The organism is Marinobacter sp. F4218 (assembly GCF_019443085.1).
Classification (GTDB): domain Bacteria; phylum Pseudomonadota; class Gammaproteobacteria; order Pseudomonadales; family Oleiphilaceae; genus Marinobacter; species Marinobacter albus.
In genome coordinates this window covers 1204476-1227697 of sequence record NZ_JAHZIL010000003.1, presented here as the reverse complement: position 1 = coordinate 1227697, position 23222 = coordinate 1204476, and the positions used below count along the sequence as shown (strand labels likewise).

The following is a 23222-nucleotide window of genomic DNA, read 5'->3' as shown; positions in this document are numbered from 1 at the left end:
CCCATTCACACATTAAGGAAACCAGACCATGGCTGGAAGTAGCCTGCTCGCCCTCATCGATGACATCGCCACCATTCTCGACGATGTCTCGCTGATGACGAAAACCGCCACCAAGAAAACCGCAGGCGTACTGGGAGACGATCTTGCCCTCAACGCCCAGCAGGTCACCGGGGTAAAGCCTGCCCGGGAACTTCCGGTGGTGTGGGCGGTGGCCAAGGGGTCACTGCTGAACAAGGCGATTCTGGTTCCGGCTGCCCTGGCCATCAGTTTCTTCGTGCCCTGGCTGGTCACCCCGCTGCTCATGCTGGGCGGTGCCTTTCTGTGTTTCGAGGGCTTTGAGAAGCTGGTTCACAAGTTCCTGCACCGGCAGGAGGATGAGGCCCACAAGAGCGAACTGCACGAGGCTCTGAAGAATCCCGACGTCGATATGAAGGCGCTGGAGAAGGAAAAGATCAAGGGCGCCATTCGGACCGACTTTATCCTGTCGGCGGAGATCATCGCCATTACCCTGGGCACCGTGACCGACCAGAGCATTGGAATGCAGTTCCTGGTGCTCACCGTGGTGGCGATCATGATTACCGTGGGTGTTTATGGCCTCGTTGCCGGCATTGTAAAACTGGACGACGGTGGCCTGTACCTGAGCCAGAGGGACAGCGAGGTGTCACAGAAGATCGGGCGGGGGATACTCTGGCTCGCGCCCTACATGATGAAAACCCTGTCAATTCTCGGCACCATCGCCATGTTCCTGGTTGGCGGTGGCATTCTTACCCACGGCCTGCCCCCGATCTATGATGCCATTCATCACTTTGCCGAGGGCTTCGGTGGTGTTGGCCTCGCCGAGGCGCTTATCCCGACCCTGGCGAACGGATTGTTTGGCGTGGTGGCTGGAGCTGTCCTGGTCGCGGTCATCACACCCTTGCAGAAGCTCTGGGCGGCGCGCTCGGCCTGACTCAGAGGCAGGCGTCAAAGAGACGGCTGACCAGAACCGGGACGGCCGTCTCCACTCGCAGGATACGTGCCCCCAGGTGCACGGCGCCGCAGCCGGCTTCTTCAAGCTTGCCAACCTCATACGGGGTAAACCCTCCCTCGGGTCCGATACACAGGGCAGTGGGTTGGTTCAGGTGCGTGGGGCAGGGGGTGTCGGTACCGGGGTGGGCCACCAGGGCTCGCTTGCCCGCCAGCAGGGCCGGCAGCTCATCTTCCACAAACGGCTTGAACAGCTTGCGGATATGGACCCTCGGCATCACCGTGTCCCGGGCCTGTTCCAACCCCAGGGTCAGGTTTTCCCGCAGACTTTCCTCAGACAGCCAAGGCGTTTGCCAGAAGCTCTTCTCGACCTTGTAGCTGTTGATCAGCCAGATGTCCTTGACACCCAGCGTCGCGCAGGTTTGCAGTACCCGGCGGAGCATCTTGGGCCGGGGCATCGCGAGTATCAGGGTCAGTGGCAGAGCGGCAGGTGGTGGCAGGTGGAACGACACGCGCAATTCGGCTTCGGTATCGGTCAGGTGCAGTACCTCAGCGGTGCCTATATCGCCGTCGACGCGGCCGACGGGGATGCGATCGCCAGTGCTGACCCGGATCACCGAGTGGAGGTGGGCCAGGCGTCGACCGGTCAGTCGCACCCGGTCGCCACCGATAAAGTCTTCCTCGAACAGGAGCGCCAGATTCATTCGCCGGCAGACTCGTCGGCGTCCGGTTCGGCGGTTTCCCGCTTGGCGAGGCGCCCGAAGATGATCCCGAACTCAAACAGGATCCACATGGGCACGGCCAGCAGTGTCTGGGAAATGATGTCCGGAGGTGTCAGCAGCATGCCAATGATGAAGCAGGCGACCACCACATAGGGGCGTTTGGCTGCCAGATCCTGCGGGGTGGTGGCACCGGTAAGGATCAGCAGCACCGTGGCAATGGGAATCTCGAAGGCCACGCCAAAGGCAAAGAACATTTTCAGCACGAAATTCAGGTAGCTGCTGATGTCCGGCAGCTCCACGATGCCTTCCGGCCCGATGGCGGTGAAGAAGCCAAACACCAGCGGGAAGACCACGTAGTAGGCAAAGGCGGCACCGGCGTAGAACAGCAGGACCGAGGTGAACAGCAGGGGAAACGCCAGCCGTTTTTCATGGGTATAGAGGCCGGGTGCGACAAAGCTCCAGAGCTGGTACAGGATCACCGGTATGGCCACGAACACGGAGAGTACGAGGGCCAGCTTCAGGGGCGCAAAGAAGGGCGACGTGACGTCGGTGGCGATCATGGTCTGTCCGACCGGCAGCAGTGAACGGATTGGCTCGGACAGCCACAGGTACAGCTCATTGGCAAACGGATAGATGGCGGCGAAGCAGATGACTACGGCCAGAACCATCTTCAACAGACGGTTGCGCAGTTCCAGCAAATGCTCAATCAGGGGCATTTCCTGCTGATCCGGGGGAATGTGGTTGCCGTCTGGCTTTGAAGTCATGAACGGTTATCCGACGGGCCTTGCTCTGAGCCGGGCTGTCCCTTGCCTGCGGACTCGGTGCTGTTCGTTGATTCGGGCGCCGGGTCAGCGGGCTCCGGGGGTGCATCAGGGCTGCTGTTCGTTGAGTCGCCGGTGTCCTGGCCCGCGACACGGCGGGTTGCGGGCGCGGGGCGTGAACGGCGGTCGGCGCTGTCGGGCAGGATCATGTGCTCATAGCGCTTGGCTTCATCCAGCGCCCCGCGCACGGTCTTCTGGACGTCATCAAGCCCGACGTCGCCGGCCTTGCGCAGTTCTTCCCGGAGCTCTTCGGCCTTGAGCTGGCGGTCCAGTTCCGACGTGAACTGGCCCACCATGCGCCGGGCACCACCAATCCAACGCCCGGCAGCGCGGGCGGCAGTAGGGAGGCGCTCGGGGCCGAGCACCAGCAATGCAATGACGCCGCAGATCAGCAGCTCAAGAAAGCCAATATCGAACATTCAGCCAGCTCTCAGCTGTGGGACTTGTCCCGTGGCTTTTCTTCGGTTTCGGCCTGTTGGCTCTGCGCGTCGTTTTTTTCCTGCAGAGACTCCTGATCGGCGGCCTTGCTGTCTTCATCGCTCATGGACTTCTTGAAGCCACGAATGGCGCCGCCCAGATCGCTGCCGATGTTGCGCAGTTTCTTGGTTCCGAATAACAGAATCACAATGCCGAGTACGATTAGGAGTTGCCAGATACTTATACCCATCACGGGATCCTCGTTTTAATGTTGTTGCTTTGTTGTAGTGTACGTTAACCAACGGGCCGGGCGGTAATCCTCCAACGGGGTAGGTGCCGGCTATTTGTTCCGCGAAGCTTTTTCTTCCAGTCCGGACAGGTCAAATCGACGCGCCAGCTCATCAATCACTTCGCCCGGGCCAAGGCCCAGTCGGGATAACATGACCATGCTGTGAAACCAGAGGTCGGCGGTCTCGTAAATCACATCCCGGGTGTCGCCCGAGTGTTCCGCATCCTTGGCGGCCAGCAGGGTTTCGGTGCACTCCTCGCCGACCTTCTCGAGAATCTTGTTCAGACCTTTGGCATGCAGGCTGGCAACATAGGAGCTGTCCGGATCGGCCTGTTTGCGCTCTTCCAGTACCTGTGCCAGCTGGTTCAGTACGTCACTCACCTTGGGTACTCCTCAGTTCGCCATAGATGGCATCGGGGTCCTTGAGGACCGGTTCCACGCTGGCCCACTGACCGTCTTTCAGGGTCCGGTAGAAGCAGCTGCGCCGGCCGGTGTGGCAGGCGATGCCACCTTTCTGCTCAACCTTCAGCAGGATCACATCTTCGTCGCAATCCAGGCGGATGTCTTTCACCACCTGTTGGTGTCCGGAGGTTTCACCTTTACGCCAGAGTGTGCCTCGGGAGCGGGACCAATACACTGCGTGGCCCTCTTCGGCCGTCAGGCGCAGCGACTCCCGGTTCATCCAGGCCATCATCAGGATGTCACCGGTAGCGGCATCCTGGGCAATGGCGGGAACCAGACCGTCGGCGGTCCAGCGGATGGCGTCCAGCCAGTCAGGGTTGTCGACGTTATCGGATGAGTCTTTCATTTCTGTGAATCCTGAATTCGTAATCGGTTACCGGCTGCCGCGCAGCACCAGACCGCCGGCTGCAGCCAGCAGTGCCCAGCTCCAGGCGGGCACGTTTTCGAGCCAGGCCTGGGCCTCGGGTCGGGTGCCGATAACGGCTGCCGCAACCAGAATGATGACCACCAGCCCACGCCGCCAGCGACGATCCGAGCGAACCTGCTGTTCCCGCAGCAGCTCCAGTGTAGCCTGATTCTGTTGCTCGGTGGGACCGGCCTCGCGCAGTTGCATGAGTGCGTCATGCACCAGCTGCGGCATTTCGGGCGATTGCTCCAGCCAGGAGGGCAGGTGGGTCTGCAGCGATTTTAACAGGCCCGAAGGGCCAATGCGTCTGCGCATCCAGCTTTCCAGGAATGGCTGGGCTGTGCTCCAAAGGTCCAGCTCCGGGTACAGCTGGCGCCCGAGGCCTTCGACGTTCAGCAGGGTTTTCTGCAGCAGTACCAGTTGCGGCTGCACCTCCATGTTGAAACGGCGGGCGGTCTGAAACAGGCGTAATAGGAAGTGGCCGAAGGAGATGTCCTTCAGCGGTTTCTCGAAGATGGGCTCACAGACGGTACGGATTGCAGCCTCGAATTCGTTCACCCGGGTATCCGGCGGGACCCAGCCTGACTGAATGTGCAGCTGGGCGACCTGCCGGTAATCCCGGCGGAAGAACGCCAGCAGGTTGCGGGCCAGATAGCTCTGGTCGTCCGGGGCCAGGGTGCCGACGATACCGAAATCGATGGCAATGTACTTCGGATCGGCCGGGTTGGAGACATCGACAAAAATATTGCCCGGATGCATGTCGGCGTGGAAAAAGCTGTCCCGGAACACCTGGGTGAAGAAGATCTCCACCCCCTTTTCGGCCAGCACCTTCATATTGACGCCGGCGGCCTGCAGGGCGGGTACATCGGCAATGGGAATGCCGTGAATGCGCTCCATGACCAGTACCGACTTGCGGGTGTAGTCCCAATCGATAAAGGGGATGTAGATCAGTGACGAGTTCTCGAAATTGCGGCGCAGCTGACTGGCGTTGGCGGCCTCCCGCTGCAGGTCCAGCTCGTCGTGGATGGTGGAGTCGTAGTCTGCCACCACCTCGACCGGGTGCAGGCGCTTGCCCTCGGACCAGTACCTTTCCAGCAGTCCTGCCATCAGGTACATCAGCGAAAGATCCTGCCGGATGACCCGTTCGATCCCGGGGCGCAACACTTTTACCACCACCTGCTGACCGTTGCGCAGGGTGGCCGCATGCACCTGGGCAACCGATGCCGAGGCCATGGGGTCCGGTGTGAACTCCTTGAACAACTCGGCCACCGGCGCGCCCAGGGAAGATTCAATGATCTCCCGGGCCAGATGGCTGGAAAAGGGCGGTACCCGGTCCTGGAGGTTTTTCAGGGACTCGGCCATATCGTCCGGTAACAGGTCGCGACGGGTCGACAGGATCTGGCCAAACTTGACGAATACCGGCCCCAGCTCTTCCAGGGCCAGCCTCAGCCGATCCCCCCGGCTCAGCTTGGGTTTCGGGAACAGGTGCCAGGGGGCCAGCAGGAAGAACACCTTGAGAGGCGCAGGCAGTTCCGCCAGGGGCAAAAACGTGTCCAGCCGGTAACGGCAGAATACCCAGGCAATTCGGAACAGGCGTTGTAGGCGGGTCACGGATTCTCCCGTTCGTCAGGTGTGGCCTGGTTATCCAGACGGGCTATACGCGCTTCCAGGCGTTCGGTCCGGAGGCTGACGTCGTCGATGTCCTCAAAGGTTGCTTCCAGTTCCCGGCGCCCGGGAAGGGTTCGGCTTTCCTCGTGCACATACTCTTCGACGTTGGCGTTCAGGGAATGGAAGGCCTGGCGGCTCCACTTTACGGCGCCGCGGATGCGTTGGCCCAGGAAGTGGGCGGGCACGTCGCCGATGTGGCGGGCCATGGCAGCTTCCCAGTCCGGGTCAAGCTGATTCAGCGCCCGTTGCAGCTGGTGGGCGAGGGCGGTGTCGCCCGCGACCGTCAGCCTGCCGTCGCTGAATACCCGGTCATCACCGGTGGCCAGAGCGGCAAAGGCCACGGGTTTGCCGCTGATTTCAAGGGCAGGGCCGTCCGCAGGCTGGCTACTGACCCGGACCCGGTCACCGGCGCCATGCAGCGAGTAGGTGAGCGGCAGCGGCGCGATCAGGCTGATCTGTACCGGGCCCTCCAATGCTTCCATCAGGGCCCGCCGGCCCGCCGGATCCAACTCGAGGGCGTGGTTCAGCGCACCCTCGATGATGGCGGTAACGGCAGCAAGCAGCGTCGGACCCGGGAACATCAGGGCTTGATTCCCACGTGCAGGGCGACGATGCCGCCGGTCATGTTGTAGTACTTGCAGTTCACCAGGCCGGCGTTTTCCATCATTGCCTTCAGGGTGTCCTGATCCGGGTGCATGCGAATGGACTCGGCCAGGTATTTGTAGCTTTCGCTGTCGCCGGCGATCAGTTGTCCCATCAGCGGCAGCGCGGTAAACGAGTAGGTGTCGTAGGCCTTGCTGAGCAGAGGGTTGGTGGGCTTGGAGAACTCCAGCACCATCAACTTGCCGCCGGGCTTGAGGGTCCGGGTCATGTCACGCAGGGCCTGGTCCTTGTCGGTGACATTGCGCAGGCCAAAGGCGATTGAAACGGCATTGAAGTTGTTGTCCGGGAACGGCAGGTGTTCGGCGTCGGCCTGAACGTACTCGATATTGCCGGCATAGCCACGGTCAATCAGGCGTCCGCGACCGACCTGCAGCATGGAGGCGTTGATATCGGCCAGGACCACCTTGCCCGACGGCCCGACCAGGTCAGAGAACTTCATGGTGAGGTCGCCGGTGCCGCCGGCGATGTCGAGCACCTGATGGCCCGGGCGCACTCCCGACAGTTCAATGGTGAACCGTTTCCACAGGCGGTGGATGCCCATGGACATCAGATCGTTCATGAGGTCGTATTTGCCGGCCACGCTGTGGAACACCTCGGCCACCTGGCTCGCCTTCTGGCTCTTGGGCACGTCGCGAAAGCCGAAATGGGTGACGTCATCCGGGCCCTGGCTGGTCTGGGCCTGATTGGCCGACGGTTGCTGCTCGCTCATGAGAGAAATCCTGTCTGAATCTGAACCCCGTATTCTAACGGCTGGCGGGGTTGCTACAAGGGTGGCGACAAGTTTAATACCACCCTAAACTATAAAACGGTCATTTTTTGAGAGAAAGCTGATATATGTCTGTCATTGACGTACACCGTCCGCACAGTCTGGACAAAGAGCACGCCCGCGAAGCCGCCGAAATCCTGGCGAAAGACCTGTCACAGCAGTTCGACGTGAACTATCAATGGGAAGGGGATGTGCTCCGCTTCAAGCGCAGCGGTGTCAAAGGCCAGCTGAACCTCAGTCATGCCGACCTGCACATTCACCTGGAGCTGGGCATGATGCTCCGGCCTTTCAAATCCCGAATCGAGCAGGAAATCCATTCCCAGCTGGATCAGATCATCAAGGCCTGATCCGGTCCGCCCAGGGGGTCAAAGATCGCCCGGGAGCCGAAACGGCTCCGGGTGTCCGCGCACAATGTTTTCCATGACCTGGCGTTCCCGGGTGACCAGCCGGTCAATCAGGAGTTCGACGTCATCCATCTTTCGAAAGGCACTGAACCCCCGGTGCAGGAAGCTGTGAAGATCGGTCAGACCGGCCATTTCCGCCGGTGTTCGGGTCATGGATAACAGCCAGCCCAGGGTGCGGTTACGTACGTACCGGTCCAGTTGCAGGCCAACCTCGGCCACCAGGCCAATCTGACGCTCCCGCAACGCCAGCTGTTCGCTTTCGCGAAACGCCAGACAATAGTCGTCCACCGTCAGTGCGTCCGCCGCGACCTGATAGCGGTGGATCCGCTCGGTCAGTTCCAGATCGAGTCGCTGGGTGATCAGGTTCAGCTCCACCAGACCGGCAAGGGTGCCCAGCAGGTGGTCCGGGAGCCATTTCACCATTTTCGGAAAGACCCGGTCGATGTTGTCGTCCCGGTGCGTCATGGCCGTCGGCGCATACAGGTCAGTTAACAGGAATTCGAGGCCGGTGTGGTAACCGGGATGGTCATACAGGTCCCGGTGAGTGGCTTTCAGCCGCTCGGCCTGCCAGTCGGCGACCCGGAAAGTGTCGTCTAGCAGCGGGTGCGCGGCCTTGTGCTGTCGGAAATCGTGGTACTCCAGCAGCAAACGCTTAAGCCGGCGGGCACTGTCGGACGAGACCTCGGTGGCGACAAGGCGCTCACGGTACATGATGATTGGCTCCGTTAAACCTGTGGGGCAGGGCCCGTTGAGAGACCCGGTAGTTTAACGGAGGTTGGCTGGCAGAACACTAGCCTTGGGCGGCGGCCGGCAGGGTTTCAAAGCCGGGTACCCATTCCTTGCTGTCGAGGGTGATGAAGTGGCTGGGTGCCTCGGTTTCGACAATGCGCATGGTGGTCGGGCTCTGGCGGGCGCTGGCCAGCATGGCGGTCCGGTCGAGAATGCGGTCCACCGCCGGGATCAGGAAGGTGCCGTGGCGGATGTTGTTGTACACGCTGGTATCCGTGCGTGCCATCCAGTCCATGATGTTCTCGATGTTACGGACGATGGTCAGGTGGTCCTTGGTGGCCGAGAACAGTTTGCTGAGCAGCTGTTTCTTGCGCGGATTCATCTTGCCAAAGAAGGTCTGGCCATAAGCCGAGGACGGGGCGGTGTTGATCAGGCGAATCAGCCAGGGCCACATGCCGTGACTGACCGGCTCCAGCAGCGTTGTCACCAGGGCGTGGAGTTTCGCCTGGGGCAGTACCGGAGCTTCCAGCACCACTTCCACGTCCTCGTAGAGTTCCGGCCACTGTTGCATCGCTTCCAGGATCACTGCACCACCGCGGGAGTGGCCATGAACCCGGATGTTCCGGGTGCTGGGCAGGTTCGACAGTGCCTGGTTCAGGATACAGGCGTCGTACTCGATGGTGCCTTCCAGATGCTTGATCGGCACCTCCCAGTACGGTGTTTCGGGGGTCACACCGTTGACCGGAATGTGGTAGTTGCTGCAGGTGAGCAGGATCAGTTCGGTGGTTGGTCCTTCGTAGGCCTGGGTAAAGTAGCAGTGGTTTTCCAGAAAGCCATGCACGCCCACAACGGTCTGCTCCGCCTCGCCGCTGTGATTTCGAACCGAAACGGCACCTTTGCCGACACGGTATACCCGACCGGAGAACATCTCCGAGTAGGCATTCTCGATGGGCTTGATCAGTTTGCGAACGTGGCTCGCTTTCATTTTGGCTCTCCTAACCAGCGCTGCAATGGCCTGTTGTTGAAGTTGGAACCTGCTGGTAACCCTTTTCTACCCCAAACCGGTCAGAAAGTTATTGGCGCTGACATCTTTATTTACGCTGAATCAGGGCCAATCGATGACAGTTCAAGGGCCGTGCTAACCATTGCATCAAGGCTTACTGGGAGTATAGATCTGAACAGTTGTTCACAAGTAACTTTTTGTAATGCTGTGCACAGGCACCTTATATGGAGACCATGCGGGTTGTCTGGCACAATGCGGAGTTCGGTTTTTACGTATCTTCACCATCCACCCGGGGACGTTCAGGTTTGAGTCACGAGCAATCGCATCTCCTGCTGCCTGCGGATTCAGCCTGGCTGGCCCTGGAAAGACCCGAAAACCCGATGACCATCACGGTCATGCTGCGGGTTGAGGGGCTGACTGCGCCCCGCTTCCGGGAGTTTCTGCGAGTGTACTGGATGGCCTGGGAACGCTTCCGGTTCCTGCCAGTGAAGCGGGCCCCGGCCTGGTGGTGGGAACCGGACCCGGTGTTTGATCTCAAGCACCATCTGGATGTGGTGATCGACCGTTTCACTCCGGATGAGCTGCAGGAGTGGGTTTCGGCCCGCCTGAATCAGCCCCTTGCCCTTTACCGCCCGCGCTGGAAATTCTGGCTGGCGCCCAATGCCGAGGGCGGTGCGGCACTGCTACTGCGAATGCACCACTGCTACGCGGACGGTCTGTCCCTGCTCGGCATCTTCGAACGGCTCTGTCCACCCTCGCCGCAGCAGCATCCTGCCATCTACGGTGCGGCGGAGACCGCCGAACTGTCGCGCTGGACCGACGCGGCCAGGGTCTGGCTGGAACAGCTGGTTTCGACTGAGATGGCACGGGAAGGTTCGGTCGGGGAAGCCGGTCCGGGGCCTGCCGGCCAGGGCCAGTCGACGGGCTGGTGGCTGGAGCGGGCGGCCCAGAACAGTCTCAGGCTGGTTCATGAAGTCAGCGAGTTTCTGGTCGAGCCGGAAGACAGCCCCTCCAACCTGACACGTCCGCTGCTGGGGCGGCGGCAATGTCGCTGGTCCCGGCCGGTGGCACTGGACCTTTTCCGGTCGGTCGCAAAGGCTACCAACGTCACCATCAATGACGTCTTGCTCAGTTGTGTCGCCGCCGCCGTGCGTTCCCGGCTCGGGATGGTTGGCGATGCGTTGGAGGATGCGGTGTTGCATGCGGCTGTGCCCGTGGACATCCGCGCCCGGCTCCCGGACGAACTCCAGCCGGAGCCCGGAACCCTGGGCAACTACTTCGGGACGGTGTTCGTGCCCCTGCCGGTTGACGGTGAAAGCCCGCTCGAGCGCCTGTATCGCATCAAGCATGAAACCCGGCGCCTGAAAAAGAGCTGGCAGCCGGGCATTGCCTGGGGGCTGGCGGCGACCGCCTCGGCCATTCCCGAACCCTGGCGGCAGCCGGTGGCCGATGTGTTCTACCGCAAGGCCAGTGCCGTGGTTTCAAACGTGCCGGGTACGCCCGAGGCCCGATACATCGCCGGATGCCGGATCACCGAGCAGATGTTCTGGGTACCCCAGGCCGGAGACATTGGTCTGGGCGTCAGTATCGTCAGCTATGCCGGCCAGATTCAGTTCGGCGTGGTGGCGGATGAGGCCATCATGGTCGACCCGGCGGATTTTCTTGCTGACTGCCTGCAGGAACTGCAACGCTTCCCGGGCTGGTCGTAATCCCAAAGTTCTGTTTCTGATGCCTCCCAATTGAGCAGGAAACCTGCTCCCTTGGCGCATTTCCCCGCACTTTCCCTTAACCGACCATGGAATTCAGGCGACAGACCACGCCTGGGGCTGCCGGATATCCCGGTACCCCGATCCCAGATTTCCAAAAACAACCGGGGGAAGTATGAACAACAACAATTTCAGAAAGTCAGGCCTCGCGATTGCGATGGCCGCGACCATGGGGGCCAGCGCTGGAGCCCACGCGGCGGTTGAAGTCTACAACCAGGACGGCACGTCCTTTTCCGTGGACGGCTACTTCAACGCCTTCTATGTGAATCGTGATGACAAGCTGGCCGATACCCGCAACTCCGACGTCAAAATGGGGTTCCTGCCCAACACCATCGGCTTTAACTTCAGCAAGGAAATCGGCGATCTGACCATGGGCGGCCGTTCCTCGTTCTGGTCGACCATCAACGACAGCCTGCAATCGCCCACCGACACCGCGATCGATGTTCGTCAGCTCTACGCCACGGTTGACGGCTCCTTCGGTCAGGTATTGATCGGTAAGGATTTCGGCCTGTACGCCCGCTCCAACATCTTCCTGGATGAGATCCTGATGGGCTTTGGCTCTCCGGGTGCGCCGACGGGGGTTTCCTTCGGGAACATCCGCACGGGCTACCCCTACCCGAACCCTTCCGCACAGATCACCTACCGGACGCCGGATATGGGTGGCCTGAAGGTCGCGGCAGGTATCTTCGAGCCTGCCAACACAACCCCTGGCGCCCAGTCCGAACAGTCTGCGCCGCGGCTCGAGGCCGAGGTAACCTACAGTGCCGACCTGAGTGGCGTGGCGCTGACCGGTTGGGTCAATGGTCGTTCCCAGAAGTCCGAGAACGCAACCACCTCGGTCGATTCGACCGGACTTGGCTACGGTGTCCGTGCCGCCATCGCCGGTTTCTCCCTGACCGCCTCCGGCTTCACGTCTGAAGGCGATGTGCCGGTGCTGATCAGTGACACGGCCGCGCCGCTGGCGGAAGAGGATGCCGACGGCTATCTGGTTCAGGGCTCGTACACACTGGGCGCCAACCGGTTCGTGCTGTCCTACGGCGAAACGGATTCCGACCAGGCGGACTTCGAGACCGAAAACACCTCCGTGGCGGTGTTCCATGACGTCAACAGCAACTTCAAGCTGGTCGCGGAATACAACATGTTCGAGCAGACCACCAAGTCAACCGGCGCTGATGCGGCCGAGATCGACACCATTGCACTGGGTGCCGTCGTCACTTTCTGAACCGGAGCGTGACGACGATCGGATGCCGATGCCGGGGCTCTTCTGCCCGGCATCGCAACCCCTGACTAGGACTAAAGTGCCGGTTTGCCGGAAAGAAAACCTGTAGCGCCACCCTGCATTGATTCGGGAGGTATTTAAATCAATGGCTTACGATCACTTTGGCGCGCCAATTAAAAGCACTGAAGTCGCATTGGCTGCTTTCACGGATGCCGTAGAATCGAAAAGGATTCATTCATTTCCGAAGCCGGCCTTTATGAAACCAGTGACGACACTGCCCGCGGCGCGGGTGGCCAGTTCCAGCGTACGGGATCCGATGCTGGCAGCCACCAACCTCGCCAGCCAGCTCAGACACGAGCACCTGGGTTGTGTGCTTTTCTTCTGTTCTGCGGAGTACGATCTCGGTCGCCTGGGTATTGCCCTTGAGCACGAGTTTCGTCACGTTCGCGTGTGTGGCTGTACCTCGGCCGGGGAGATTACCCCGGAGGGCTATGGCCGTGGCTGTATTACCGCTATCGGTTTCGACCGTCGCTATTTTGCCATCGACTGCGCCCTGATTCGGGAGTTGGATCAATTCACGCTGCAGGATGCGCAGGGAGTGATCGACGGACTTCTGGCCACCTGCCGGGATGCGCGGCTGGCGCCGATCAAGGGCAACACCTTCGCCATCACGTTGCTTGACGGTCTGTCCGCTCGGGAAGAACTGGTCCTGGCAACCCTTAACGCGGCGCTGGGTACGATACCGCAGTTCGGTGGTTCTGCCGGCGACGATGAACGGCTGGCCAATACCCACGTGTTCTTTGATGGCCAGTTCCACACCGGTGCGGCCACCGTGTTGCTGGTCAACACCCCGCTGGATTTCCGCGTGTTCTCGACCCATCACATGGTTGAACGCAACCAGAAGCTGGTGGTAACCGACGCCTGTGCCGAGAGCCGCACGGTGTTTGAGCTGAATGCCGAGCCCGCGGCCGAGGCCTATGCCCGGGCAGTTGGCGTCGAGGTGGATGATCTCGATCGCAAGGTGTTTGCGCTTCGGCCCATGGGCGTGAAGATTGGTGGGCACTACTTCGTGCGATCCGTCCAGCGCGTAAACCCCGACAGGAGTCTGACGTTCTACTGTGCCGTTGAAACCGGCATCGTGATGACTGCGATGGAGCCCGAGTCGCTGCTGGACAGTGTTCGTACCCAGATCGAGGCGTCCGAACGGGTGGTGGGGCCGCCGTTGGTGACCATTGGCTGCGACTGTTTCCTGCGTCGCCTGGAGGCAGAGCTGACCGGAGAGGTGGATGCCGTCTCGGAATTCCTGCGCCACCACAAGGTGATCGGCTTCAACACCTATGGCGAACAGTTTGACGGCATGCACATCAACCAGACCTTCACGGGGGTTGTCATTGGCGCACCTGATGTCCATTCCGAACCACGCTGAGCCCCTCTCCGACGCGCGCCGGGACGACCGCATCGCGGCGCTGGAAGCGGAGAACGAGCGCCTGCGAAAGATCCGGGATGCCCTGATCGAGCGGGTGGAGTCGGGCTCGGCCCACAAACCCGAGCCCTACGCCGCGTTTGAGCACTCGGTGGTGCTGGCGGAACAGGTGCGCGAGCGCACCGACGCCCTGAACCAGGCGATGGAGGAGCTCAAGGGCAGCAACAAGGCGCTCAATCGGGCACGGGAGGAGGCGGAAACCACCCGTCAGCGCCTGAGTGATGCCATTGAAAGCATTGCCGACGGCTTTGTGCTGTTTGACCATCAGCATCGGCTCATCCAGAGCAACAGCCGGTTCCGCAGCTATTGGCGCCAGGCCGGCCTGGCGCCGCCCGTTGCCGGGACTTCGATCGTCGATGTGAAGGCCCAGGCCCTGACCTCGGGACTGATCCAGGAGGAACATAGCCACCCGGATTCCGAGGGCGTGGTGTTTCTGTTGGCCAACGACCGCTGGGTCCAGATGACCGAACGGCCAACCCGGGAAGGCGGGCTGGTGGTGCTCTACTCCGACATTACCGACGTCAAGAACAGCGAAATGGCACGCCGGATCAAGGCGCTTGAGGAAAGCGAACGCTGGATTCGAGTGGTTACCGACCATGTCCCGGCATTGATAGCCTATGTTGGCGCCGATATGACGGTGCAGTTCTGCAACAAGGTCTACGAGTCCTGGTACGGCCGTAACGGGGAATCGCCGTTAGGCAAGCGGCTGGACGAGGTCCATGCCCCGGACCTGTACCAGCGCCTGCTGCCACAGGTCCGGCAGGCCCTGGACGGCAAAAGCATCACCTTCGAGTTCGAGGAAACCGGTGAGCAGGGGGACGTCCGGTACATGCTGCGCTCCTACGTGCCCAATCATGACGCCGACAACGTCATTACCGGCTTTTTCGTGCTGATTCGCGATATTACCGACCGACGCAAGACCGCCTTGGCACTGGAGCAGGCCTACGATCACCTGGAGCGGCGAGTCAAGGAACGGACGGCGGCGTTGACAGGCCTGAACAACCAGTTGCGCCAGGAAATAGACGAGCGCGCGGCGGTGGAGGCGCGGTTGCGGGATGCCAAACTGGAGGCGGAGCGGGCGAACCTGTCCAAGACCAAGTTCCTGGCGGCGGTCAGTCACGACCTGCTGCAACCGCTGAACGCCGCACGGCTGTTCACCAGTGCGCTGCTGGAGCAGTCCTTCGGACCCAAGGCGGAAAGCCTGGTGCGCTCGGTCAGCACCTCGCTTGATGACGTCGAGAACCTGCTCGGCACCCTGGTGGACATTTCCAAACTGGATGCCGGTGTGATCAAGCCGGATGTCACCGCCTTCGACCTGCGGGATTTGCTCAATAACATTGCCCGGGAGTTCCGCCAGATGGCGGTCGCCGAAGGCCTGGAACTGGACTTCGTGCCGTCATCGGCGGTGGTGGAGTCGGATTCCCAGCTGCTGGCCCGGATTCTGCGTAACTTCCTGACCAACGCCATTCGATACACCGGCTCCGGGCGCATCCTTCTGGGCTGCCGTCGCCGTGGTGATCATGTTCTGTTGCAGGTCTGGGATACCGGCCCCGGGATTCCCGAAGACAAGCTCACGGAGATCTTCCAGGAGTTCAAGCGCATTCGTCCATCCGGGTCCCAGGCGGATAAGGGGCTGGGGCTCGGGCTGGCGATTGTCGATAAAATCTCCCGGATGCTGGGCCATGAGGTTCGGGTATCGTCGGTTGAGGGGCGGGGATCGGTGTTCAGCGTCCGGGTTCCGCTGGGCCGGCTACTGCCACGGCGACCGTCCGGCGATGACAGCCTTATCGCCGTGCCGGACACCGGTCTGGGCGGCGCCCGTATCTGGGTGATCGACAACGATCATGCAATTTGCGAGGGCATGCAGACCCTGCTTGAAAATTGGGATTGCCAGGTCATCACGGCGGTGTCGCTGGTGGATCTTGAGCGCCAGCTCGACCCGGCCACCAGTCCCGTGGATCTGATCCTGGCGGATTATCACCTGGATAATGAGGAGACGGGGGTCGATGTGGTGGCGAGTATCAACGGGCGTCGGGCCCGCCCTGCGCCGGTGGTCATGATCACAGCCAACTACACCAACGAGCTGAAACAGCACATTCGCGGGCTGGGTCACCTACTCATGAACAAACCGGTGAAGCCGCTCAAGCTCCGCAGCACCCTCAATCATCTCATCAGCGCTTCAGGTACTGGCTGAAGTCCACATCGCTGGCGGACAGGATGGCCTGAACCCGGTTGTGCACGCCCAGTTTCCGGAGTATCGCCGAGACATGGGCTTTGACCGTGGTTTCGGCAATGTTGAGGTTGTACGCAATCTGCTTGTTGGATTCGCCCTTGGACATGCGTTCCAACACCAGAAGTTGGCGTCGCGTCAGGGAATTCAGCAGCTCCGGTGATATCGGGTTGTCGTCGTTGCGGTGACGGCGGCTACTGCTTTCCTTGCCGGTCCGGATGATGTCCGACGGCAGGTACACATTGCCGTTGAGAATCTGCTGGATGGCCTCGGTCATCTGGGCCCGGGGCGATGATTTGGTGATGAAACCCACCGCGCCATAGGTAATGGCCTGCAACACCACCTGTTTGTCTTCCTCCGCCGAGACGATGACCACCGGAATGGTGGGCGCTTCGTTGCGCAGCGTGATCAGGCCGTTCAGGCCGTGCATGCCCGGCATGTTCAGGTCCAGCAGGATCAGGTCCAGGTCATCGTTCTCCCGGGTGATGGCCAGGGCGCTGTCGAGATCATCGGTCTCGACGATCTCACTGCCTGCGAATCCGGACGCAATGACACTGCTGATGGCTTCGCGAAATAGAGGGTGGTCGTCGGCAATCAGGATCTTGTAAGCCGGATCCATAACTACATCTACCTGTTTGTTGTCATTATCGAGGTGTGTTTCCGACTCATGATAGCGGGTTTCGGATGAGAGTGCGGCATCGGGCTCGTTCAGCATGGCGGCCTCCAGTGCGTAAGGGACGGCGTGGTCTCGCCTGACCTCTGGTTATTTTTGTGATGGTTTCATTACACGCGATACCGGCCGCCGGGTGAATGCGACCATCGCACCAAAAAACAGGCACCAAAGTACTATTCTTGCCCGGCGACGGGGTTCGTATCGTGGAGGGATGAACCGATACCAACAAAAATACGGGTTGTGCAGGCTCTCGATTGACACCCTGCTGATTCTGTTCCTGTCGTGGCAACCGTTGGTCGTTGCCGATCAGGGCGACGGCTTGCCAACGGTGTCTGTGAGCGTGCTGCAGTTTGGCACCGCGCACTGGGAGCTGAACCACATTGTCGATCGACAACTGGATCGCCGGCACGGGTACACGCTGGCGCTCAGGCCGGTGGCGAACCTGCCGGCGTCGCACCTCGCCGTGACCAGTGGCACGGTCAACGGTGCGGTCGCGGATCTGCTCTGGGCGCAGTCGCGGTATCAGGCGGGCAGCGCCTTCCTGTACGTGCCCTTCTCGTCCAGTATCGGCGACATTGTTGTGGCCGAGGAGTCGCCGGTCAGAACGGTCAGCGACCTTGAGGGATTGCGCATCGGGGTGGCCGGCGGCCCCGACAGCAAGGGCTGGATCCTGTTGCAGAAAGTGGCGGCACAACAGGGTATCAATCTGATCAAGGTCGCCGAGGTGCAATACGCTGCGCCACCGTTGCTCAGCCAGGCGCTCAGGCGTGGGCAGATCGATGCCATCGTCACCTATTGGCATTTCGCCGCCCGACTCAAGGGCGAGGGCGGCTGGCGTTCGGCGTTTGGAATGGCGGACCTGCTCACTGACATGGAACTGGCCAGCGACCTGCCCGTCCTCGGCTACGTCTTCCCGGAACCCTGGGTCCGGGATAATCCGCAGTTGCTTGAAAGCTTCGCGAGGTCTGTTGCCGAGGCGAAAGCCGAACTAGCGGAACAGCCCGTTTATTGGCGACGTTTGCGGCCGTTGATGCGGACGGCGGACAAGGGTGTGTTTGAAGCACTGCGGGCCGGGTTTATCGCCGGTAATCCCCAACCCCTGACCGACCAGCGCATCGCCGATCTGCGGGAGCTGCTGGTGCTGACCGGGGTGGAGTCGAATACGCTGATGCCGGACACCCTGTTTTACCGGGGCCAGCCATGACGCCCGGGACCGGACCCCTGCGCCGCAGCCGGCCTCCGGTCTGGAGCTATTGGGTGGTTTTGCCGGCGATTATGGTGTTGTGGGCCGTGGTAGCCGGGCTGATCCAGTCGCCCCTGTTGCCCGCTCCAGCCGAGGTGCTCGACACCCTTGTTCGGGAGGCGGGCTCCGGAGAGCTGTGGCACCATCTAGGCGCCACCCTGCGGCGGGTCGTGTTGGCGTTTGCGCTGGCCATGACGTTGGGCGCCCTGATCGGTATCGCCATGGGCCGTTCTGCCCTGACCAACGCACTGTTCGACCCCTTGCTGGTGCTGCTCCTCAATCTGCCAGCGTTGGTCACCATCATCCTGATGTACGTCTGGTTCGGACTGGTGGAAGTGGCTGCGGTAATGGCCGTGGTTATCAACAAGGTCCCCAACGTTGCGGTTACCGTGCGTGAAGGTGCCCGGAGTCTGGATTTCAGGCTTGAACAGATGGCCACCGTGTACCGGTTCTCCCGCTGGCAGCGGTTCCGGGAGGTTTGGGTGCCCCAGCTGTTCCCCTACCTGATGGCGGCGACCCGCGGGGGGCTGGCCCTGATCTGGAAGATTGTTCTGGTGGTGGAGTTGCTGGGCCGCTCAAGCGGCGTCGGTTTCCAGTTGCACATGGCGTTTCAGGTTTTCGACGTGGCCGCCATCCTCGCTTACAGTCTGGCGTTTATCGCTGTGGTCCAGCTCATCGAGCTGGGCATCCTGCAGCCATTGGAACGGCGCTCCAGCCGTTGGCGCCAGCCGGAGGCGGCCCATGCTTGAACTCCGGATTGCAGGCCGCGATTTCGGTCAGCCGGTGCTCGGCGAAATCTTCGCCACGGTAGAGCGCGGTGACCGGATCTGTCTGCTGGGTCCGTCCGGTATCGGCAAGACAACCCTGTTGAATGCGATCTCAGGGATCGATCAATCCGTTCCCAAAGAGGCCGTCCTCGGACGTGACAAGGTGCGGGTGGGTTACCTGTTCCAGGAGCACCGCCTGTTGCCCTGGCGGACCCTGAGCGCCAATCTCCGGCTGGTTGGCGCCAGCAGTCAGCAGGCCGACGACCTGCTGGGCCAGGTTGGCCTGACCGGGTACGGTCACTACCTTCCTGACCAGCTTTCCCTGGGCATGGCCAGACGGGCGGCCCTGGCAAGGTGCCTGGCCGTCGAGCCGAATCTGCTGTTACTGGATGAGCCGTTTGCCTCGCTGGACCCGGTGATGGCGGGGGAACTGAAAAAACGGATAGTGGGGATTCTGGATGCCCACCCCGACATGGCGATGATTTGTGTGACCCACGACGGTGCTGATGCGGAGATCCTGGCCAATCGGCTGTGGTACCTGGCTGGCTCGCCGGCACGACTGCAATGGGACGACGCCGTGGGCGAGCCCAGATCGATAAAAGAATTACTGGGCAAACTACGCAATCTGGATTTAGCGGGTTCCTAACGGCTACCCCATCGCCCACTTGCTCCGTTCACGCGGGCTTGGTCCCAAGAATCCTGGTTCGCTGGGGCCGGAACCCGGCCGTCGCCAACAAGGTCAGCACCACGGTGATCGCAGCGGTGATGCCGTAGGCCATCGGATTCCATTCCAGGTAAAGGGAAAAGCGGATTGCCTCCACCGCATGGGTGAATGGGTTGAACTGGCAGATCCAGTACAGCCAGGGGCTGGCCTCGTTCATCCGCCACAGTGGGTACAGCGCCGAAGACATGAAAAACATCGGGAAGATGACGAAGTTCATCACCCCGGCAAAGTTCTCCAACTGCTTGATCCAGGTGGCAATCAGCAATCCCAGGGCTCCGAGCATCAGGCTGGTCAGTACCAGCGCGGGCAGGACCGCCAGGTAGCCCCAGAGTGGTGGTTCCACGTCCACCAACAGGGCCAGGACCAGGAACACATACACCTGGCCCACCGACACCACGCCCATGGCCAGCAGCTTGGTCACCAGCAGGAAGGGCCGGGGCAGGGGGCTCATCAGCAGCACGCGCATGCTGCCCAGCTCGCGGTCGTACACCATCGAGAGTGCCCCCTGCATGCTGTTGAACAGGATGATCATGCCGCACAGCCCGGGGGCGATGTAGGTTTCGTAGGTAATGTAGGTGTCGTAGGGCGGAATGATGGAGATACCCAGCACCGCCCGGAAGCCGGCGGCAAAGACTACCAGCCACAACAGCGGACGCACCAGGGCACTGGCAAAGCGGGTGCGCTGTTGCCAGAAACGCAGCCATTCCCGGGTCTGGATGCCGACAAAACAATGCCAGTACTGGGCCGGGCTCATGGTGCTGCTCCTGTCAGTGCTTCGAAGGTTTCGGCCAGGTCCCGGGCGCCCTCGGCCTCGCAGATCGCACGGCCGGAACCATTGGCCAGCAACTGGCCCTGATGCAGGATCAGCACGTGGTCATCCGGTCGCACTTCTTCTATCAGATGGGTTGCCCAGAGCACGGTCAGGCCGTCTTCCTCGCACAGCGTTCGGACATGGTCATTAAGGGCCCGCCGGCTGGCGACGTCCAGGCCAACGGTGGGTTCGTCCAGCAGGAGCAGAGACGGCTGGTGGAGTAGGGCGCGGGCAATTTCCACCCGGCGCCGGTGGCCGCCGTTGAGCTTGCGCACCGGGTCATCCGCCCGGTCCAGCAAGCCGAAACGTTCCAGCTCGCGGTCACCACGGGCACGGGCCAGCTTTCGGGACAGGCCGTGCAGGGCGCCGTGGTACATCAGGTTTTGCCGTACTGTCAGGTCCAGATCCAGGGCATTCTGCTGGAACACCACGCCGATCTTGCGCATGGCCTCCGATGGTTGCCGTTTCAGGGACTGCCCGGCCATCAGGACGTCTCCCTGCTGCAGCGCCAGCAGCCGGGTCAGCAAACCAAACAGCGTCGACTTGCCCGCGCCGTTGGGGCCCAGCAGGGCATGGAAGTGACCGGGGGTCAGGGCAAAGCTGACCTCCTTGAGGACCGGCTCGTCGCCGTAGCGGAAGCTGAGGTTGCGGGCTTCTATGGTCATGTCGTCGGATCGATTACCACACCCCAGGGGTAGCGGCCTACCTTGATGGATTTGATGACTTTCAAGTCGTCCACGTCGATGATCGAGACATCGCCGGAGACCCCATTAGTGGTATAGAGGTGTTTCTCGTCTTTATCCAGATCCAGTTGCCAGACCCGGGCGCCGACCAGCAGGTAGTCCAGCACCTCATAGGTTTTGGCATCGACCACCGCCACGTGATTGGAGGGGCCCAGGGCCACGAACGCGTATTTGCCATCGGAGGTCAGCTCGATACCCACCGGTTGCACCCGGTCCTGGTTGACCCCGGGCACCTTGAAGGTCATCTCGTGGATCTGTTCCAGCTTGTCGACATCGATGATGTGCACGGTGCCGCCAATTTCGGCGGAGGCCCAGGCGATCTTGCTGTCCTTGCTGAATTCCACGTGCCGAGGGCGCTGGCCCACCACAATGTTTTTCTCGATCCTGAAAGTTTCGGTATTGATCCAGTGCAGCATGCTGGTGGTTTCGCTGGTGTTGACGGCCCATCTGCCGTCGGGGCTGACCGCCATGCCTTCAGGCTCGATGCCCACGTCGATTTGCGCCAGCACCTCCTTGCTGCTGACGTCCACCACGGTCACGATGGCGTCGTCCTCGTTGGAGATGTACAGGTGCTTGTTGTTGGGGTGCAGTGCGAACTGCTCCGGGTCTTCGCCAGAAGGCAGGGTGTCGATAATCGTGCGCGTGGCCAGGTCCAGCACCTGTACGGTGTCGTCGTCACTGGCACAGATATACAGCCGGGTGTGATCCTTTGAGAGCAGTATGCCCCGCGGGCGTGCCCCGACATCAATGGTCTCCACCACCTCCCGGGTTTCGGTGTCAATGATGGAAATGGTGTCGTCTTTTTCGTTCGAGACATAGGCCAGGCTTGCCAGCGACGGTGCCGACAGACCGATCAAAGCGGCCAGTGCGGTGTGTTTGAGCAGTGCTTTCATTGGGGCTCCTTGGTCTCGGGACTCGGTATGAAGGTCAGTTGTTGATGCGGCATTTGCTCTCGGGTTTGTCGAAGCCGAGGGTGTCCATGTCCGTATTGGGGTGCAGGTAACCCTCGAACGGCGCCCGAGCGACCAGCCCGCGGGGGTGAACCAGCGGGATGGGCTGGCGCAGTTGGCCATTCCAGTCGCGATAGGTCAGCTTCCGGCCCTTGAAGGCGGCGAGCTGGAACCGGTCGCTAAAGAGAAATTCCCGGATGGCTCGGGGGTCCGCTGTCCCGAGCTCGGTGACGGAGGTGCCAATGGAGCGAACGGCGGCCCACGCCGCGTAGTCAGCTCCGTTCATCTGGCGCTTGGCCAGGTCCCGGAACCGGTTCTGCAACTGGGCCGCACCCCAGCTCTCCACGACCCGGTGCCAGGCCACGGGTGACATGCCCTGGGTGCCCACCACCGGGCGCGGAAGCCAGGTGTTGAATGGTACGTATTCGCCAAAATCCCCGCGGACGTCGGCGACCACCACCGCGTCATAGTCATCCGCCTGGGTAAACAGCGGCAGCTCCTTCGAGGCGGTACGCCGGAGGTCGGCGTCGAAGGTCCATGGCTTGTCTTCCACGATGTCCAGACCAAAACGCCGGGCGGACCGGCGGAACGCGCTGGCCCAGGCAATATCGGCCTCAGTCGGGCCGGTGATCAGGAACAGCTTGTTCCAGCGCCGCTGGTTCAGCCATTGGCCAAGGGCATCGGTGAGCATGGCATGGCTGGGGATGGTGTGAACGAGGTTGGCCGGACAGTCTGCCGTCCGCAGTGGATCGTCTTCGGCACCGGCGTTGAACACCAGGGTCTGTGCGCCGGCCCTGGCCATGAATGTCCGGATCGTGCTCGCCGGCACGTTCACCACAAACAGTTCAATGCCACTTTGCTGCAGGCTGTCGAACGCCGCGACTGCAGCCTCTTCCGAGTCGGTTACCTGGCTCGTCAGGGCGTAGGTGTGGCCCAGAAACCTGCCAGTGGTGCTGTTGTCCTCCAACGCCAGTTCGGCCCCCCTGAGCCCCCCATCGTCGGGTTCCGGGGTCACGTTGGACAGAACGGGGCCCTGATCCGGAATCCACTGGACGTAGCCGATGGAGACGTCAACGGGCTGCGCGGCCAGTGACGCGGCGGACAGGGCGATAAAGGCCCCCACGGCGAAACTCCGCAAATACCTGCGGTACATAGGCGCTCCTGATTCTTGTTGTCTTTCCCACGAGCTTAGAGAACCCGGACGGGGGCGGATATATTCAGAAAGTCGCAATCCGGCAGTACTAAAGGATGAGAAAGCTCACCACAGACCTCCCATCTACTACCAAGGAACTACGCC

Annotated in this window: 25 protein-coding genes; 9 read left to right on the top strand and 16 right to left on the bottom strand. The window is 61.4% G+C overall.

What is annotated here, in order from left to right; all coding sequences use genetic code 11:
* Positions 1-28: 28 nt before the first annotated feature.
* On the top strand, positions 29-949 hold the full coding sequence (locus K0B93_RS09630; RefSeq protein WP_219867005.1) for a DUF808 domain-containing protein: 921 nt from the start codon (positions 29-31) through the stop codon (positions 947-949).
* Between the two features lies 1 nt (position 950).
* Here the strand turns inward: K0B93_RS09630 and K0B93_RS09625 are convergent, their stop codons facing one another.
* From K0B93_RS09625 to ubiE, 9 genes are all read right to left on the bottom strand, one after another.
* Positions 951-1670, bottom strand: coding sequence for a 16S rRNA (uracil(1498)-N(3))-methyltransferase (locus K0B93_RS09625; RefSeq protein WP_219867004.1), 720 nt, complete (start codon positions 1668-1670; stop codon positions 951-953).
* Positions 1667-2452 carry a twin-arginine translocase subunit TatC gene (gene tatC / locus K0B93_RS09620; RefSeq protein ID WP_219867003.1) on the bottom strand — a complete coding sequence of 262 codons (786 nt, stop codon included), beginning with the start codon at positions 2450-2452 and terminating at the stop codon, positions 1667-1669. Before tatC ends, K0B93_RS09625 begins: the two co-directional genes overlap by 4 nt.
* The gene (gene tatB, locus K0B93_RS09615; protein WP_228743337.1) at positions 2449-2928 is read right to left on the bottom strand and encodes a Sec-independent protein translocase protein TatB; all 480 of its coding nucleotides are present in this window, start codon (positions 2926-2928) and stop codon (positions 2449-2451) included. The genes tatC and tatB overlap by 4 nt, the downstream gene beginning before the upstream one ends.
* An 11-nt stretch (positions 2929-2939) precedes the next feature.
* The gene (gene tatA / locus K0B93_RS09610) at positions 2940-3176 is read right to left on the bottom strand and encodes a Sec-independent protein translocase subunit TatA (RefSeq protein WP_219867002.1); all 237 of its coding nucleotides are present in this window, start codon (positions 3174-3176) and stop codon (positions 2940-2942) included.
* A gap of 90 nt (positions 3177-3266) precedes the next feature.
* Entirely contained in the window at positions 3267-3596 is a 330-nt protein-coding gene (locus K0B93_RS09605; RefSeq protein WP_219867001.1) for a phosphoribosyl-ATP diphosphatase, read from the bottom strand.
* Positions 3589-4023 (bottom strand): phosphoribosyl-AMP cyclohydrolase, encoded by a 435-nt coding sequence (hisI, locus tag K0B93_RS09600; protein WP_219867000.1) that lies wholly within the window; start codon positions 4021-4023, stop codon positions 3589-3591. The genes K0B93_RS09605 and hisI overlap by 8 nt, the downstream gene beginning before the upstream one ends.
* Positions 4024-4050: 27 nt before the next feature.
* Positions 4051-5694, bottom strand: a complete 1644-nt coding sequence (gene ubiB, locus K0B93_RS09595) for a ubiquinone biosynthesis regulatory protein kinase UbiB (RefSeq protein WP_219866999.1) — start codon at positions 5692-5694, stop codon at positions 4051-4053.
* Positions 5691-6332: a ubiquinone biosynthesis accessory factor UbiJ gene (locus K0B93_RS09590; RefSeq protein ID WP_219866998.1), complete on the bottom strand. Its 642-nt coding sequence runs from the start codon at positions 6330-6332 to the stop codon at positions 5691-5693. Before K0B93_RS09590 ends, ubiB begins: the two co-directional genes overlap by 4 nt.
* Complete coding sequence (ubiE, locus tag K0B93_RS09585) at positions 6332-7123, bottom strand: bifunctional demethylmenaquinone methyltransferase/2-methoxy-6-polyprenyl-1,4-benzoquinol methylase UbiE (protein WP_219866997.1); 792 nt, start codon at positions 7121-7123, stop codon at positions 6332-6334. The genes K0B93_RS09590 and ubiE overlap by 1 nt, the downstream gene beginning before the upstream one ends.
* A 125-nt stretch (positions 7124-7248) precedes the next feature.
* On the opposite strand from ubiE, the gene K0B93_RS09580 reads away from it, so the two are divergent.
* Complete coding sequence (locus K0B93_RS09580) at positions 7249-7527, top strand: polyhydroxyalkanoic acid system family protein (RefSeq protein ID WP_219866996.1); 279 nt, start codon at positions 7249-7251, stop codon at positions 7525-7527.
* Positions 7528-7545: 18 nt separating this feature from the next.
* Here the strand turns inward: K0B93_RS09580 and K0B93_RS09575 are convergent, their stop codons facing one another.
* Together K0B93_RS09575 and K0B93_RS09570 are read right to left on the bottom strand one after the other, a co-directional pair.
* Positions 7546-8295 (bottom strand): FFLEELY motif protein, encoded by a 750-nt coding sequence (locus tag K0B93_RS09575; protein ID WP_219866995.1) that lies wholly within the window; start codon positions 8293-8295, stop codon positions 7546-7548.
* 79 nt (positions 8296-8374) lie between these two features.
* Positions 8375-9298, bottom strand: a complete 924-nt coding sequence (locus K0B93_RS09570; protein WP_219866994.1) for an alpha/beta hydrolase — start codon at positions 9296-9298, stop codon at positions 8375-8377.
* 323 nt (positions 9299-9621) lie between these two features.
* Here K0B93_RS09570 and K0B93_RS09565 point away from each other — a divergent pair, with 323 nt between their 5' ends.
* From K0B93_RS09565 to K0B93_RS09550, 4 genes are all read left to right on the top strand, one after another.
* The gene (locus tag K0B93_RS09565; protein ID WP_228743336.1) at positions 9622-11025 is read left to right on the top strand and encodes a WS/DGAT domain-containing protein; all 1404 of its coding nucleotides are present in this window, start codon (positions 9622-9624) and stop codon (positions 11023-11025) included.
* Positions 11026-11197: 172 nt separating this feature from the next.
* Positions 11198-12304: a porin gene (locus K0B93_RS09560; protein ID WP_219866992.1), complete on the top strand. Its 1107-nt coding sequence runs from the start codon at positions 11198-11200 to the stop codon at positions 12302-12304.
* A 253-nt stretch (positions 12305-12557) separates the two neighbouring features.
* On the top strand, positions 12558-13727 hold the full coding sequence (nosP, locus tag K0B93_RS09555) for a nitric oxide-sensing protein NosP (protein ID WP_228743335.1): 1170 nt from the start codon (positions 12558-12560) through the stop codon (positions 13725-13727).
* Entirely contained in the window at positions 13705-15978 is a 2274-nt protein-coding gene (locus K0B93_RS09550; RefSeq protein ID WP_219866990.1) for a NahK/ErcS family hybrid sensor histidine kinase/response regulator, read from the top strand. Before nosP ends, K0B93_RS09550 begins: the two co-directional genes overlap by 23 nt.
* Here the strand turns inward: K0B93_RS09550 and K0B93_RS09545 are convergent.
* Positions 15956-16633, bottom strand: coding sequence for a response regulator transcription factor (locus K0B93_RS09545; protein ID WP_228739507.1), 678 nt, complete (start codon positions 16631-16633; stop codon positions 15956-15958). The two genes, K0B93_RS09550 and K0B93_RS09545, sit on opposite strands and share 23 nt — an antisense overlap.
* Positions 16634-16898: 265 nt before the next feature.
* Between K0B93_RS09545 and K0B93_RS09540 the strand changes: the two genes are divergently transcribed.
* Genes K0B93_RS09540 through K0B93_RS09530 form a run of 3 tightly spaced genes read left to right on the top strand, consistent with a single transcriptional unit; the run spans position 16899 to position 19343 of the window.
* On the top strand, positions 16899-17891 hold the full coding sequence (locus tag K0B93_RS09540; RefSeq protein WP_219866989.1) for an ABC transporter substrate-binding protein: 993 nt from the start codon (positions 16899-16901) through the stop codon (positions 17889-17891).
* Positions 17888-18679: an ABC transporter permease gene (locus K0B93_RS09535; RefSeq protein WP_219866988.1), complete on the top strand. Its 792-nt coding sequence runs from the start codon at positions 17888-17890 to the stop codon at positions 18677-18679. The genes K0B93_RS09540 and K0B93_RS09535 overlap by 4 nt, the downstream gene beginning before the upstream one ends.
* Positions 18672-19343 carry an ATP-binding cassette domain-containing protein gene (locus K0B93_RS09530; protein WP_219866987.1) on the top strand — a complete coding sequence of 224 codons (672 nt, stop codon included), beginning with the start codon at positions 18672-18674 and terminating at the stop codon, positions 19341-19343. Before K0B93_RS09535 ends, K0B93_RS09530 begins: the two co-directional genes overlap by 8 nt.
* A gap of 28 nt (positions 19344-19371) precedes the next feature.
* Here K0B93_RS09530 and K0B93_RS09525 read toward each other — a convergent pair whose 3' ends face one another.
* From K0B93_RS09525 to K0B93_RS09510, 4 genes are read right to left on the bottom strand one after another with little or no spacing between them, the layout of a single operon-like run.
* Positions 19372-20175, bottom strand: coding sequence for an ABC transporter permease (locus K0B93_RS09525; protein WP_219866986.1), 804 nt, complete (start codon positions 20173-20175; stop codon positions 19372-19374).
* Positions 20172-20897, bottom strand: coding sequence for an ABC transporter ATP-binding protein (locus tag K0B93_RS09520; protein WP_219866985.1), 726 nt, complete (start codon positions 20895-20897; stop codon positions 20172-20174). Before K0B93_RS09520 ends, K0B93_RS09525 begins: the two co-directional genes overlap by 4 nt.
* The gene (locus K0B93_RS09515) at positions 20894-21868 is read right to left on the bottom strand and encodes a YVTN family beta-propeller repeat protein (protein WP_219866984.1); all 975 of its coding nucleotides are present in this window, start codon (positions 21866-21868) and stop codon (positions 20894-20896) included. Before K0B93_RS09515 ends, K0B93_RS09520 begins: the two co-directional genes overlap by 4 nt.
* Before the next feature lie 34 nt (positions 21869-21902).
* Positions 21903-23078, bottom strand: coding sequence for an ABC transporter substrate-binding protein (locus K0B93_RS09510; RefSeq protein ID WP_219866983.1), 1176 nt, complete (start codon positions 23076-23078; stop codon positions 21903-21905).
* Between the last annotated feature and the right edge of the window lie 144 nt (positions 23079-23222).